The following is a 13,559-nucleotide window of genomic DNA, read 5'->3' on the forward strand; positions in this document are numbered from 1 at the left end:
TGCGAATGCGCCTGCATCGCATGGATGGGTGTTGTTGTTAATCTTGCATTATTTTCCAACACCAGTGCGGTGTTTCCTTTAATTAAATCGGTTCAATTTCTTAATTTTTATTGTATGGTTACTACCTATCAAACCTTTCACTTTACCGGTGCGCTCAGCGCAGAACAGGTTAGCTTTTTCAAGACCAATGGTTTTATTCATTTTAAAAATTTCATCCATACCGACGCGGTTGCCTCAATTATTAAGGCCGCTAAAGAAGTAGAAGCAAAATGGATTGAAAAGCGTGTACAAAAAGTTAATGGTGTCCCTATTAAATATGGGATTGATCTAGACGAACGGAAGATTGTACAGCGTTTTGCGTTTATTAATCAGCATCATCCAGTTTTAGAGGAACTGTCGCTTGATCCTCGTCTGCAACAATTGCTGCCACTCGCTGGTCCGGGAGCCCGCTTGGGAACACATGAAAAAGATGGTATGGTCTTTAATCATTATATCAACGGACCGCATAGCAAGTTTACCCAAATGGGCTGGCATACGGATGGTTTACGTGACATTTTTCAAGGTGCTAAATTAAATCCTATGCTTAATGTAGGGATTCATTTGAGTACGCTCGGTGCTGCACATGGTGGTCTACGTATCTTGCCGGGAACACATCAGCAAAATCTATATCAGCTGTTGTTCAGGAAGAAATATTTTTTATCACATGATAGTGATCCCAATGAATTAGCCATTCTTCCTGAGGCAGGTGATCTAACCATCCATGATGGCCGACTTTGGCATCGGGTAGCAAAATCTACAGTTTTTGGAGAAGTAAGTAGAAGGAGGGTGATTTATATACCGATTATCGCAGGTAAATATGCTCCAAAAAACGAAAATAGTCCAACATTACTTTATCAGCGGTTTGCTGGTTTAGTTGAATAGCTTAAAAGAAGGCCGTGTGACCGAGTGGTTAGGTTGAGGTCTGCAAAACCTTCTACAGCAGTTCGAATCTGCTCACGGCCTCCCTGAATTCTTGAATGCTTTTACGAGTCGTTTTATAATTTTGTACTTAAAGTCTATCTGTATAATAGATTTTAATTTTTTTCTACTACCTTTACCCCCTGTTTTTCCATGGTTCATAAAAAATAGACATCATATGGGGAGATTGGATAATAATCTTAAAATAGGTAACGAAAAGCATTTTGCAACAGAATTAATTACCATGAATGAGGTTTTAAAGACCATCGGTGGAAAATGGAAGCTAAAGCTTATTTTGGCGTTGACACATGGCGATAAACGTTTTAATGAGTTAAAAACTTTCGTAATCGGTATATCCCCAAGGGCTTTATCGAAAGAATTGAAAGAACTGGAACGAGATGGTTTAGTTAAACGCTTGGTTTATGACGAACCGGTATTGCTTGTCAATTATCAATTGACTGAAATCGCGTGGAAATTAAATGGCGTTATCCGGGAACTCACCTCTTGGTGTGCATGGTATAAAGAGGCATTTTTAGAAAGTCAACCCAATGATTGGTCTCATGAAGTTATGTAGAAGATGTGCATGAACCTTAAGTTATTAGCATGTGCTTTACTAGTGAGCCTATTGGCTTGTAATCGTACCAACAATCGAGTAGAGAAACAGGAAACCATTGCTATTTCGGGTGCTTTTGCTCTTTATCCGATGATGATTCAATGGAGCCAGGATTTTAAAGCACAACATCCTAATGTACGGTTTAATATATCAGCTGGTGGTGCCGGTAAGGGGATTGCAGACGTCTTATCGGATATGGTCGATATTGGGATGGTATCGCGCGATATTCATCCGGAAGAGGTGCAAAAAGGAGGTTATTTGATTAATGTAGCTAACGATGCTGTGGTGGCTACCTGCAATGTAAATAATCCTGCAGCAAAGGAGCTTGCCACGCGAGGAATTACTAGAGATGAATTTATAGCTATTTTTTTGGAAGGGAAAATTGGCCGCTGGGATCAGTTGAGCGGAATAAACCACGCTTATGATATGCACGTTTATGTGCGCTCAGATGCGGCGGGTGCAGCGGAGACTTGGGCAAAATTTTTAGACGCTTCGCAAGAAGATTTGCTGGGTATTGGAGTCTTTGGTGATCCTGGACAGGCCCAAGCAATTATGCGTGATCCATTATCCATTGGATTCAGTAATCTTAATTATGTATATAACTTGAAAACAAGGAAGCCGCAGCCGGAAGTACAAATATTGCCAATTGATTGGAATGGTAACGGACGCGTTGACAAAAATGAATTTTTTTACCAAAGCTTGGACAGTTTAAATGCGGCGATAGGAGATGGCCGTTATCCTGCACCTCCGGCACGAACGCTTGGCTTACTTTTTCACGGTAAACCTCAAAATGAAATTTTACTTGCTTTCCTGAACTATATTTTATCTCCTCAAGGGCAGGCTCGTTTACCGGAAAATGGCTATGTGCGCTTGAATAAAGCTGTTGTTGAACAAGAATTAACCAAAATCGAATGACGTTACGTTTGTTTAAAGATAAAATAACGGGTATTGGAATGCTTATTTGCGCGATGCTGGCAGTATCCTTAGTGGTAGCCATTGGTTTGGGCTTGTATTGGCGTTCGTTACCTATTTTACAAAATCACGCACTGACGGAATTGATTGGCTCAACAAGTTGGAGGCCCTTAAAGGGTGAATTTGGTTTTCTTCCTTTTATTATGGGAACATTGTGGGTAACGGGTATTGCCATTGTGATCGCCGCTCCCATATGCTTACTTACAGGTATCTATTTATCAGAATATGCACCTTCCCGGTTCAGAAATCTTTTTGTGCCAGTGGTGAATATTTTGGCCGGTATTCCTCCAGTAATTTATGGGGTGTGGGGCATTTTTTTTATCGTACCCCTAGTGCAACACTATATAGCACCTTTTTTTGTCGAGTTTTCAACGGGATTTACTGTTTTGGCAGGTGGGATTGTTCTTGCCGTAATGATTTTCCCATTGATTGTCAGCATCATTGTTGAAGTACTGCAAACGATTCCTAAAGAATTGAAGGAAGCTTCTCTTTCACTTGGCGCTACGAAATGGGAGACGATTAAAAAAGTAATACTAAAAAAGGCGTTACCAGGTATTATCGCAGCGGTTGTATTAGCTATTTCTCGAGCTTTTGGGGAGACGATTGCCGTATTGATGGTCTGTGGCAATGTGCCGATTTCGCCCCATTCCATTTTTGATCCAGCTTATCCATTACCAGCGTTATTGGCGAATAACTTCGGCGAAATGTTATCGGTGCCGCTTTACGACGCTGCATTAATGTTTTCCGCTTTTCTATTGTTTCTTATCATCTTGATTTTTAATCTGATTTCTCGGTTGATCCTTCAAAAAGTAACTCAATAATATGCGCAAACGAAAAATTGAAGAAAAAATAATCAAGGGATTGATGGTATTTTCCACTATCATGGTCGCTTGCTGTTTGTTATCCATTATGGGGACAATTGTGTTCAAGGGATTGCCTTATTTGGATTGGGATATGGTGAGTAAAATTCCCGATGGTGGCTACTATTTTGGCCGTTCAGGAGGCATGCTTAACGCCATTATCGGTTCTATCTATGTGGCTGGTGGCGCCACGGTATTGGGAATGTTCATCAGCATTCCTATTGCCGTTTATTTAAACGTTTATCTCCAACCATCCAACCGATTTGTTCGATTTGCTAAGTTGTCTTTTGACGTGCTTTTTGGTATTCCTTCAATCGTTTATGGTGCATTTGCCTTTAGCGTAATGGTTTATCTTGGTGTGCGGACTTCCTTGCTGGGCGGGATTATTGCCGTAACCTTGCTGGTGATACCGATTATGGTGCGTACCTTAGATGAAATCATTGTGCAAGTGCCGAAGGATTTAAAGGAAGCAACTTTATCATTGGGTGCTACACGATGGGAAATGGCCAAAGTCTATTTTCTTCAGATTAGGAAGGGAATGTGGACAGCAGTTTTATTGGCTTTTGGTAGGGGGGTAGGTGATGTCGCGGCCGTTATGTTTACAGCCGGATTTAGCGATAATATTCCTGTTTCGTTGCATGAGCCGGCTGCCACTTTGCCCTTAGCTATATTTTTTCAATTAAGCAGTCCCATACCCGAAGTGCAGGGTAGGGCTTATGCTTCTGCCTTAATCCTTACTATTTTTATTTTGATTATTGTCGTGATCAGCCTATTGCTATCCACTAAAAAAGTAGACAAAAAATGACACAAACGCCACATATAGCGGTAAAAGATTTAAACGTGCGAATAGGTGATCATCATTTATTGAAAAATATCAATATCAATATTCCAGATAAATGCGTGACGTCCATCATCGGTCCGTCGGGCTGTGGGAAAACCACACTATTAAAAAGCCTTAACCGCTTGTTAGACGATATTCCGAACATTAATATTAGCGGAAGTGTACTCGTTGATGGTGAAGATATTTATGCACCGCAAACGGAAGTAACCCATGTTCGGAAAAAAATGGGACTACTGGCCCAGCGGCCCTTTCCTTTACCGATGTCTATTTATGATAACGTTGCCTATGGCCCGCGGATACATGGAACAAGATCCAAGAAAGACTTAAATGGATTGGTAGAACGCTATCTTAAGGCGGTAGGTTTATGGGAGGAGGTGAAACACCGTTTACATGGGTCAGCTAACGCGCTTTCTATAGGGCAGCAACAGCGACTTTGTCTGGCAAGAGGTTTGGCTGTAGAACCCGAAATTATATTGGGTGATGAATCTACTTCTGCACTCGATCCCATCTCAACTAAGATCATCGAAGATCTCATTATCCGGCTCAAAGAAAGTTATACAATTGTCTTGGTTACGCATATCTTAAGGCAGGCTCGTCGTGTATCCGATTACATTATTTTTGTATATATGGGCGAAATTATTGAATTTGGTCCAACAGAAGAAGTGTTACTGAATCCCAAAAAGCAACTGACGAAAGAATACGTAAAAGGTTTTATTAGCTAATATCCTGTTACTGTTTTTGATGTTTATGGCTTAAATATGAAATATACTGCTAATACCAGTAATATAAAGCCGATGAGATGATTGACGGTAAACTGGACTTGCTTAAAAACCAATAATGAAAAAAGCATAAAGACAACAAGCGTTATAACCTCTTGCATGACTTTGAGCTGTACAAGGGAAAAAGGACCGCCATTTCCGTTATATCCCATGCGATTCGCCGGAACTTGAAAACAATACTCGAAGAAAGCCAGGCCCCAGCTAACCAAAATAACCAGCCAAAGAGTTGTTGAATGGTTGCCTTTTGGAAAGAATTTGAGGTGACCATACCAAGCGAAATTCATAAAAATATTGGATAATACGAGAAAACCAATGGTTGATAAATATTTCATAATTCTATAAATAATGAGGCAATGTTAGGAAATTTGCTGCACATTTTTTCTATCTATAAACAGTTGTTTTTGGTGGTCGCTAAAAACAAAAAATATTTTCGATTATGTGTGAAACTTGATCGAAAATGCACCATTTATTTCTTGTGTATACGATAAAGATAGGCGCCCTCTTGTTCAAATGTTATGTTTAGCGTGGTGCGCAGGATTTCTGTTTTATGGTTTAGTATTTCGGATAACTGATACGTTTCGGCTGGTGATAAGCCCAGCCTATGTTTGTCTATTACCACATGATTGGGGCCCTTTTTAAAGTTAAATACAGCGAGATAAATGTTTTCTCCATCTTGTCGGATAAAAAGAGTCGAACTCTTTGTGCCAGTATTTCCTTCAACCGGCCGGAATGCCTTTCCCGAATGGAACACTTGTTTAAGTGCTGGATTTTGCAGCCATTCGATGATCTGATCATGCCAATCTTCATGGACGGTGTAATCATCGCCTAAGATTATGGTGCCAGTAATAAGCCCTGATATTAAACGCGCCCGATGGGTACCTTCATTTGTCTGGTGAAAGACTAAATGATCTGCATCTATATAATCGTATAAATACGTTTGCCACCAGCCATAACTTACACTGTTTAGGGTGTATGCACTATGATCGATGGTATTAAATGCGTCACAGGCTATCCTACGCACATGGGCATAACGAGCCGTAGCCAGTGAAGGAGAGATCGCGGCGTAGGTAAGCATGCTATGGTGGAGTACGTCGCTAAGATACTCCATGCCATAGCGAAAGGCCTGCATCCCAGTGGTGATAGTAGTATCATAAAATTTCGTTGATTCGGCAGCTGCATGCCCGAGAAAATCGATTTTGATGAGTTTAAAACCGCAATCTTTAAGTGTATTAATAACGTAATGAATGCGTGCCCGAGTGCCCGGATGTGTTGGGTCTAATGCACGCGCACCATCAATGTCGTGATAGCCTTTAGCTGTTTTGGTCCACATTTCTGAAAACGTATATATGCTTCCTTCAGCAATACGATCCTTGTTTCCGCGAAAGCCCCAGTCGGCGAAGGGTGCCCAATATACGCCTGGTTCGAGATGCTTGGCTTGACAATAACTTACAAAGGCTTTAAGCTGACTTAAATCGCCGGAAAGGCCTCCTTTAATCATATTGTCCCAGTAAGAATCTAGATCGATATAGGCTGTATTATCCTCATTTCTAAACTGCGGAATTTTACGGTCAAAGAAATCGACAATTTGGGTTGCTTTTTCATAATTGAGATGATCCTGAATGACGCCCCAGCTGTTCCAGCCTACAGGAGTGGCTTTCATCCATGGCTGGATATATGGCGGTTCTACTAGGCGACCAGCTTTGGCATAGCACTCCATCCCGTCGCGCCAGTCGGAAAAATAGCCAACAAACATTTTAGGAGAACTGATGGTATTCCCACGTAAATAACCGTGTTCCATAGTATCGCGCGTAACAGCGGGGTCGGTATAACCTGCCCAAATTTCCAGTTGTTTTAAGGAAGCGTTTTGCCCTGCACTTTTCACTCCAGTTTTCCACGTCATATGGTTAAGCGAGCCTAAAATAAGTCCTTGCCGAGAATTATTATCATAGATAGCTCCAATTTCAGCACTAATGTTGGTTTGCTTACTCAACGGTTTAGCATTATAGGATATAAAGGTATCATTATCAAATGGAACGAATAGCGATCTCACATCTCCTTCGGTTAACAGCTGCGCAGTTTGAGTAATCAGTGGAGCTAAATAGTTGGTACGTAATGCGGCCCCACTTATTTCTAGCTCTGTAATCAGAAATTCTTGATTTTCATAACAGTAGAAAAGTTGTCGCATAGTTGGTTTTCCTGCCGCTGTTGAAATCAAGGTGACTTTAATGGCCTTACCTAATAAGCGATCGTTTATTTTTTCAGTTTTAATCTGATGGCTGGAATAAGTTCCAGTAGTGAAAAGCGTTTGGTTGGTTGAAAAGGAGGCATAGGCATGATCGATAATAATTTTTTGTTGATGCTTAATGGAAAATAGTCCGCTTTGCCCGTCGATAATCAGTTCGTTGTGCTTACCAAATAGAATTGTTTCGTTTTGTGCGCGGACAATCTGTGCCGTTGATATTATGGAGAGTAGCATGAAAAGGCGCACCAATCGCAAGTTACTCCGTTTGTGTTTTTTAGCCATTTATGATGACACGTTTCTCTGTTAACAGTGGGTCAAGTTAAGTGAAAATTCTCAATTGTATAAGCGGTGTTTGTTGAAATTGGATTTTTAATATTAAAGTGAGGCGTAATGTGAGTTCCTATAAAAATATCTGTTTTTAACTCAGTGAGTTACTTTTTACAGTGTAAATATTATTTGGCAAGTCCAAACATAAGGTTATATTTGCACCACATTAAGGATAATACCTTAATCGGGGTGTAGCGTAGCCCGGTATCGCGCCACATTTGGGATGTGGAGGTCGTAGGTTCGAATCCTGCCACCCCGACAAAAGCCACTGATTATCAGTGGTTTTTTCTATTTTCGGACATATTTCGGACTGAATATGTTTATTTCTCAGCTCAATATTAAGATAGAATANGCGCAAACTACTTGGCATATCGGCAGGTACGCTGCAAAACCTGCGGGTGAATGGTACGCTTCCCTACACCAAAATCGGTGGACTGATGTACTACAAATACGAAGACATCCAAAAACTGATGGATGGAGGAAGCGATGAATAGGGAGAACAGAACCACGGTGCGGGAGCGTACGACCCACAGCACTTTTCCTATCCCACTTGTAGGGAGCAAGTTTATTTTTTTGCGATGCAAAAAACCGTTTCCCCACGCTCTGCAGAGTGGGGAACGGCGGATGCTCCCGATGGTCGCAGTCCGTAAACTTGGAAAGGTTCGTCAATGAAAATGCTGGCGAAAGAAAAAGAGACGGACGGGAAAAAACGCACACGAGGACGACCTAAAAAAGCCATCACCCGTAGCGTTTCTTTAGTCGTCCGTTTGACCCCTACCGAACGGCTCGCCATTGAGGGCAGGGCAAAGAGTGCAGGAATGGTCATAAGCGAATGGTTCAGAAAGACCGCCAGGACGGCTGTCATAATACCGAGACTTTCAAAGGATGAAGCCAACCACCTGCGTACCCTGTCGGGTATGGCAAACAACCTCAATCAGTTGACCAAGTTGGCGCATACGGATGGACTGGTGTCAATCATGACGGATCTGCGCAGGTTACTCGGCGAAGTGGAGCGTTTAATGGAAAGGATTGGTAAAGATGATAGCTAAGCTAATCGTAGGCAAAAGTTTCGGCGGATGTGTCCGCTACCTATTGGAACGTGAACAATCGAAAGTTTTGGATTCGGCAGGCGTAAGGGATTACGACACCAAGACCATCATTGCCGATTTGAACGCCCAACGCAAGTTGCGCCCACAGCTTGGCAATGCCGTAGGGCATACCGTCTTAAGTTGGAGCAACGAGGACAGGACAAAGCTCACGTTGGAGAAAATGGCACAGCACGCAAAGGAGTACATGGAAAGGATGGGCATCAAGAATACCCAATATGTGACCGTACTGCATTCGGATAAAGACCACCCTCATTTGCATATCGTCTATAACCGTGTGGACAATAACGGGAATACCATAGGCAACTTCAACCATTGGCACAAAAGCAGAAAGGTATGCAGGGAAATGACCGAACGGTATGGCTACCATTTCGGCAAGGACAAGGCACAGGTAAACAGACAGGCCTTGCGGGGCAATGATAGGCTACGCTATGCCATACACGATGCCCTTAAATCCATTATGGCAAAAGCCACTACATGGAAGCAGGTGGAAACGATGCTTGCAAGGCAGGGTATCGGCATCCATTATAAATACCGTAGCGGAACAAAGGAAGTGCAGGGCATTTCCTTTGAAAAGGACGGCGTGAAATTCAAAGGCTCGGCTATTGATAGAAAATTCAGTTTTGCCAATATGGAGAAACAGTTAGGTCAAAACCGAGGAACTGAAATGTCACAGTCCGCAACGGAAAACCGTACACTTGCCGACCAGATAAGGGAAGTGCTTGGGCAACAGGAACCGAAAGCGCAGGGATTGGAAGTGGCAACGGGATTACTTGGAGCGTTTTTGGATGCCGCGTTTACTCCCGTAACCCCCGAACCCGAGCCTGACCCCATGTGGCGTAGGAAAAAAAAGAAACCGGAGCAAGAACAATCAAGAGGAATCAGCAGATAAAACGCTAAAGAAATGAACGAACAGGAATTACAGACCATACTGAAAGACACGCAGGATATATTGGTGCAGATGAACGAACGTCTGCACCAAGTTGAGACACAGAAACCCGAGACTAAAGATTATTCAGCGGAGCTTGCGCATATAAATGAAAAGTTGGAACGCATTATAACGGATGACACGCTAAACGGACTGAAAGATGCTTTTCGTAACCAAGCTACCACAAGTAGTAAACTCGTTACAGCCATTGCCGAACAACAGGAAAGGACGGAAAAAATGATAATGGAATTGCCACAGAAGATAAAAGTCAATGTGGAGCATCGCCTTACAGGGCAACAGCGACCGTATATCATTGCGGGTGCTGCCCTGTTGCTTGTATCGGTATTTTCTCTTTTCGCCAGCATACAGCTTTGGCGGTCAAATTCGGCTCTACAAGACAACGACATCAAAATCCGAATGGTGAGGTTGCTTTATCCACAGGTGTCATTGGATATTGACTCCACATACAGCGAAAGCCCCAAAGAATTTAAAGCTTGGGTAAAGCAGGAGGAAGAAAGGTTGCTTGCTATTAGAAAAGCCGAAGAAAAAGCAAGGCAGTCCAACGAAAAGGCAAAACGGGCAAAGGAAGAACTGCAACGGTTGAAAGAGCGAAAGGACAAAAACTTAAAATGATGAGGTTCATGTGGATATTAAGGTTTCAAACGCAGGCATTCAACGAATGGAGAGAAAAGTATATAATACGGTCGGCGATACAGTAGATAAATGCGTCATTTAAACCGTTTTGGGAGCAATTATTCTTAAATTTGTACTTTATACAGTCAAAAATGGACAAGAGATTTACCGACATCATAAACCTAATAAAGCAAGCACGTTACAACGCCATAAAAGCCGTAAATGCGGAACTGATAAACCTGTATTGGAATATAGGCGAATATATCAGCAAAAGGGTGGAAAGCTCCGAATGGGGGCAATCGGTCGTAAAGGAATTAGCCGTACATATACAACGCAATGAACCCGAAATAAAGGGTTTTTCAGATAAAAACCTTTGGCGAATGAAACAATTTTATGAAGCCTATAAAGACTTTCCAAAACTCTCAACGCTGTTGAGAGAAATTAGTTGGTCGCATAATTTGGCAATCTTTTCACGTTGTAAAACTGAAGAAGAGCGGGGATTTTACTTGCGTATGAGCGTCAAAGAAAATTACAGCGTTAGGGAGCTTGACCGCCAAATTTCCGCAAGTCTGTTTGAGCGAACAATGATAGGCAAAGCAAAACTCTCAACACTGCCGAGAGAAATTAAAGCCAATATAACAAACACTTTCAAAGACAGCTATGTACTTGAGTTCCTAAACCTGCCCGAACACCACAAGGAAAGTGACATACAAAAGGGTTTAATCAAACAGATGAAAAATTTCATCTTGGAATTGGGCAGGGATTTTCTGTTTATTGACGAAGAATATAAAGTACAGGTAGGCAACAGCGATTTTTATATTGATTTGCTATTTTTTCATCGTGGTTTGCAATGTTTGGTAGCATTTGAACTGAAAGCCGACAGATTTCAGCCCGACCATTTGGGACAAATCAATTTCTATTTGGAAGCGTTAGACCGTGATGTAAGAAAACCTCACGAAAACCCGAGTATTGGGATTTTGCTCTGCAAAGGCAAGGACAGCGAAGTAGTAGAATATGCGTTGAGCCGTTCGCTTTCGCCTACTATGGTTTCCGAATACCAAACACAGCTTCCCGACAAAAAGCTACTGCAACAGAAACTTCACGAGATTTTTGAGAATAGCGATACCGAAGATATATAAATGTTAAAAGCAATTATTCTCTATTAGAATGTTGCTAAGAAATAATCCCCCCGCACATCTGCGGCCTGCGAAACCCCTGCGCTCATGGCCGAGGCCGTTCTCGCTTTGGGCATTTACGGTGAAAAGCTGGCGTGTCATATAGGGCATTCTCTTTCTTTCGCCAGCCGATAAAATTTGTGGCTGATTGTTTCCTTTTGTTAGTTTAGACCGTTATATTTGTATCAATCACCGAGCAAACTGTATGTGAGCAAAAAGGTGAGCGGTTCTTCAAAAGGATTTTTAACCAATTGATTGATAGATATTTGCGGAGGCATGGAGTCTTCCTGCCACCCCGACAAAAGCCACTGATTATCAGTGGTTTTTTCTATTTTCGGACATATTTCGGACTGAATATGTTTATTTCTCAGCTCAATATTAAGATAGAATAGGTTATATAAAATTATGCGTGTCAAGCGTTTTTTGGAGAATTTATAAAAAATCAAGTGGACTAGGGGTGCGCTTTTTATCAATATCGGTAATGTGTGTATAGATCATGGTTGTTTTTATATTTTCATGACCGAGCAATTCCTGAACAATTCGGACATCAATACCAGATTGAATTAAATGTGTAGCGTACGAATGACGTAATGTATGTACTGTGCCTTCGGTTTTTATTTTCGCGTTAGCTAATGACTTTTTCAATACAAGTTGCACACTACGTTCACTGTATCGATTTCCTTTTTCTCCTTCAAAAAGGTAGTTTGTAGGTTTATAAACCAAATAATAATCTCTTAAAATCTACAGTAATTTATCTGGTAAGGATACAATCCGGTCTTTGTTACCTTTGCTTTGGTTGATTCGGATAATCTTTTCAGAAGATCGTATATCTTTTATCTTGAGGTTCAGCAATTCGTTTAGGCGTAAGCCACAACTATAAATGGTCATTAATATTGCTCTGTGCTTAATATTGTCGGTGCTATCTAATAATTGTCGAATTTCTTCTTTGGAAAAGAATTTGGGCAGTTTAGAAAACGATCTTTTGGGATATAAGTAATCGAGCTGAACCTTTTGGTTAAGTGTCAATTCGTATAGCTTCTTAATAGCTCCAACTAAACCTTTCTGATAGGAAACACTGATCTGCTCTTTTTGAACTTTTTCATTGATGAAAGATTCTATAGCTCTCACGGGCACATCTTTTAAGGATGGATATTCATTGAGATGCTTCAAAAATAGGCTAGCATAGTCCATATATGACTTAATAGTATTCTTGGCATATCTCTGTGTATTCAATTTTGTTTGAAATGTTTTCAATATAACTTCGCTTTCCATAATAACAATAACGATGAAATAATAAGATTTGTTTCGCTATTCATGATTTTTAAATTAATTAAACGGTTAAATAATAACGTATTGTATTATATTTAATGCTTGTGACACGCAATTCGTCTATAGAGATGGATTTGCGAATATTTTGTATATTAGTTTCGTGAAAAAGAATTGTTAGCTGGAACCTTTACAAAATCCTACGTATAAAGAAATGAGAATATTAATAATTGGAGCAAATGGTACGATTGGGAAAAAACTAACTCCACATCTATCAAAGAAACATGAAATTATTACCGCCGGAAGAAATAGCGGTGATATAAGAGTCGACATAACATCCGAAGAATCCATAACAGAAATGTACAAACAAATACAAAATATTGACGCTTGTATTTGCATTGCAGCTTCTGGCCCTTTAGACAATTTTTCTGAATTGACGGAAAGCCAATTATTACAAGACTTTAAAGGAAAGCTTTTTGGTCAAGTAAACTTGGTATTGCTTGGGCAAAAATATCTCAACGACAATGGTACATTCACATTGACATCTGGAGTTTTTGCGGATATTCCATATAAAGGCGTAACTGCTGGTGGAATGATAAGTGGCGCATTACATAGTTTTGTTTTATCTGCTTCAATAGAATTGCCAAGGAGACAAAGAATTAACGTTGTCAGTCCGAGTATGATTGAAGACTCGGTAAAAGAGTTTGGACATTTATTCCCTGGACTAAAAGCCGTTTCTATGAATGAATTAATTGAAGCGTATGAAAAAACAATTGAGCAGAATATCAGCGGACAAATTCTGAAAGTGTATTGAAAGGCTACAGCTAACATCGCATTGGCAAAATGGCGGGTGAAGTGCA

14 protein-coding genes, 2 tRNA genes and 2 pseudogenes are annotated in these 13,559 nt (G+C 40.9%); 14 read left to right on the plus strand and 4 right to left on the minus strand.

Annotation, left to right across the window (positions count from 1 at the left end; translation table 11 throughout):
- The first annotated feature begins 114 nt into the window (after nucleotides 1-114).
- From ABD930_RS07150 to ABD930_RS07180, 7 genes are all read left to right on the plus strand, one after another.
- Nucleotides 115-921: a phytanoyl-CoA dioxygenase family protein gene (locus ABD930_RS07150; protein ID WP_345231050.1), complete on the plus strand. Its 807-nt coding sequence runs from the start codon at nucleotides 115-117 to the stop codon at nucleotides 919-921.
- A gap of 10 nt (nucleotides 922-931) precedes the next feature.
- Nucleotides 932-1,002, plus strand: a tRNA-Cys gene (locus ABD930_RS07155).
- A 133-nt stretch (nucleotides 1,003-1,135) separates the two neighbouring features.
- On the plus strand, nucleotides 1,136-1,531 hold the full coding sequence (locus ABD930_RS07160; RefSeq protein ID WP_345231051.1) for a winged helix-turn-helix transcriptional regulator: 396 nt from the start codon (nucleotides 1,136-1,138) through the stop codon (nucleotides 1,529-1,531).
- 9 nt (nucleotides 1,532-1,540) lie between these two features.
- Entirely contained in the window at nucleotides 1,541-2,485 is a 945-nt protein-coding gene (locus ABD930_RS07165) for a PstS family phosphate ABC transporter substrate-binding protein (protein ID WP_345231052.1), read from the plus strand.
- Nucleotides 2,482-3,363 (plus strand): phosphate ABC transporter permease subunit PstC, encoded by an 882-nt coding sequence (pstC, locus tag ABD930_RS07170; protein ID WP_345231053.1) that lies wholly within the window; start codon nucleotides 2,482-2,484, stop codon nucleotides 3,361-3,363. Before ABD930_RS07165 ends, pstC begins: the two co-directional genes overlap by 4 nt.
- 1 nt (nucleotide 3,364) lies before the next feature.
- Entirely contained in the window at nucleotides 3,365-4,207 is an 843-nt protein-coding gene (locus tag ABD930_RS07175; protein ID WP_345231054.1) for a PstA family ABC transporter permease, read from the plus strand.
- On the plus strand, nucleotides 4,204-4,965 hold the full coding sequence (locus ABD930_RS07180; protein ID WP_345231055.1) for a phosphate ABC transporter ATP-binding protein: 762 nt from the start codon (nucleotides 4,204-4,206) through the stop codon (nucleotides 4,963-4,965). The genes ABD930_RS07175 and ABD930_RS07180 overlap by 4 nt, the downstream gene beginning before the upstream one ends.
- A 23-nt stretch (nucleotides 4,966-4,988) precedes the next feature.
- Here the strand turns inward: ABD930_RS07180 and ABD930_RS07185 are convergent, their stop codons facing one another.
- On the minus strand, nucleotides 4,989-5,354 hold the full coding sequence (locus ABD930_RS07185; protein ID WP_345231056.1) for a DMT family protein: 366 nt from the start codon (nucleotides 5,352-5,354) through the stop codon (nucleotides 4,989-4,991).
- Between the two features lie 134 nt (nucleotides 5,355-5,488).
- Nucleotides 5,489-7,546: an alpha-amylase family protein gene (locus ABD930_RS07190; protein ID WP_345231057.1), complete on the minus strand. Its 2,058-nt coding sequence runs from the start codon at nucleotides 7,544-7,546 to the stop codon at nucleotides 5,489-5,491.
- A 230-nt stretch (nucleotides 7,547-7,776) separates the two neighbouring features.
- Here ABD930_RS07190 and ABD930_RS07195 point away from each other — a divergent pair.
- The 6 genes and pseudogenes from ABD930_RS07195 to ABD930_RS07220 all read left to right on the plus strand — a co-directional run bounded on the left by ABD930_RS07195 (nucleotide 7,777) and on the right by ABD930_RS07220 (nucleotide 11,397).
- Nucleotides 7,777-7,850 (plus strand) — tRNA-Pro (locus ABD930_RS07195).
- Between the two features lie 94 nt (nucleotides 7,851-7,944).
- Nucleotides 7,945-8,085, plus strand: a pseudogene (locus ABD930_RS07200) (helix-turn-helix domain-containing protein); the annotation flags it as partial.
- A 174-nt stretch (nucleotides 8,086-8,259) separates the two neighbouring features.
- Entirely contained in the window at nucleotides 8,260-8,640 is a 381-nt protein-coding gene (locus ABD930_RS07205; protein ID WP_345231058.1) for a plasmid mobilization protein, read from the plus strand.
- A complete protein-coding gene (locus ABD930_RS07210) occupies nucleotides 8,630-9,589 on the plus strand; it encodes a relaxase/mobilization nuclease domain-containing protein (RefSeq protein WP_345231059.1) in 960 nt (319 codons plus the stop codon). Before ABD930_RS07205 ends, ABD930_RS07210 begins: the two co-directional genes overlap by 11 nt.
- Before the next feature lie 12 nt (nucleotides 9,590-9,601).
- Entirely contained in the window at nucleotides 9,602-10,258 is a 657-nt protein-coding gene (locus ABD930_RS07215) for a hypothetical protein (protein WP_345231060.1), read from the plus strand.
- A gap of 152 nt (nucleotides 10,259-10,410) precedes the next feature.
- Nucleotides 10,411-11,397, plus strand: coding sequence for a PDDEXK nuclease domain-containing protein (locus ABD930_RS07220; RefSeq protein ID WP_345231061.1), 987 nt, complete (start codon nucleotides 10,411-10,413; stop codon nucleotides 11,395-11,397).
- A 221-nt stretch (nucleotides 11,398-11,618) separates the two neighbouring features.
- Here ABD930_RS07220 and ABD930_RS07225 read toward each other — a convergent pair whose 3' ends face one another.
- Complete coding sequence (locus ABD930_RS07225; RefSeq protein WP_345231062.1) at nucleotides 11,619-11,849, minus strand: hypothetical protein; 231 nt, start codon at nucleotides 11,847-11,849, stop codon at nucleotides 11,619-11,621.
- 16 nt (nucleotides 11,850-11,865) lie between these two features.
- Nucleotides 11,866-12,705 (minus strand): annotated as a pseudogene (locus tag ABD930_RS07230) (tyrosine-type recombinase/integrase).
- 208 nt (nucleotides 12,706-12,913) lie between these two features.
- On the opposite strand from ABD930_RS07230, the gene ABD930_RS07235 reads away from it, so the two are divergent.
- Entirely contained in the window at nucleotides 12,914-13,513 is a 600-nt protein-coding gene (locus tag ABD930_RS07235; RefSeq protein ID WP_345231063.1) for a short chain dehydrogenase, read from the plus strand.
- The last annotated feature ends 46 nt before the right edge of the window (nucleotides 13,514-13,559 follow it).

The organism is Olivibacter ginsenosidimutans (assembly GCF_039542865.1).
GTDB classification, from domain to species: domain Bacteria; phylum Bacteroidota; class Bacteroidia; order Sphingobacteriales; family Sphingobacteriaceae; genus Olivibacter; species Olivibacter ginsenosidimutans.

Bases quoted from the DNA above. Each gene is read 5' to 3' on its own strand.
- ABD930_RS07150 (WP_345231050.1), top strand. From the start codon at position 115: ATGGTTACTACCTATCAAACCTTTCACTTTACCGGTGCGCTCAGCGCA.
- ABD930_RS07160 (WP_345231051.1), top strand. From the start codon at position 1,136: ATGGGGAGATTGGATAATAATCTTAAAATAGGTAACGAAAAGCATTTT.
- ABD930_RS07165 (WP_345231052.1), top strand. From the start codon at position 1,541: ATGAACCTTAAGTTATTAGCATGTGCTTTACTAGTGAGCCTATTGGCT.
- pstC (WP_345231053.1), top strand. From the start codon at position 2,482: ATGACGTTACGTTTGTTTAAAGATAAAATAACGGGTATTGGAATGCTT.
- ABD930_RS07175 (WP_345231054.1), top strand. From the start codon at position 3,365: ATGCGCAAACGAAAAATTGAAGAAAAAATAATCAAGGGATTGATGGTA.
- ABD930_RS07180 (WP_345231055.1), top strand. From the start codon at position 4,204: ATGACACAAACGCCACATATAGCGGTAAAAGATTTAAACGTGCGAATA.
- ABD930_RS07185 (WP_345231056.1), bottom strand. From the start codon at position 5,354: ATGAAATATTTATCAACCATTGGTTTTCTCGTATTATCCAATATTTTT.
- ABD930_RS07190 (WP_345231057.1), bottom strand. From the start codon at position 7,546: ATGGCTAAAAAACACAAACGGAGTAACTTGCGATTGGTGCGCCTTTTC.
- ABD930_RS07205 (WP_345231058.1), top strand. From the start codon at position 8,260: ATGAAAATGCTGGCGAAAGAAAAAGAGACGGACGGGAAAAAACGCACA.
- ABD930_RS07210 (WP_345231059.1), top strand. From the start codon at position 8,630: ATGATAGCTAAGCTAATCGTAGGCAAAAGTTTCGGCGGATGTGTCCGC.
- ABD930_RS07215 (WP_345231060.1), top strand. From the start codon at position 9,602: ATGAACGAACAGGAATTACAGACCATACTGAAAGACACGCAGGATATA.
- ABD930_RS07220 (WP_345231061.1), top strand. From the start codon at position 10,411: ATGGACAAGAGATTTACCGACATCATAAACCTAATAAAGCAAGCACGT.
- ABD930_RS07235 (WP_345231063.1), top strand. From the start codon at position 12,914: ATGAGAATATTAATAATTGGAGCAAATGGTACGATTGGGAAAAAACTA.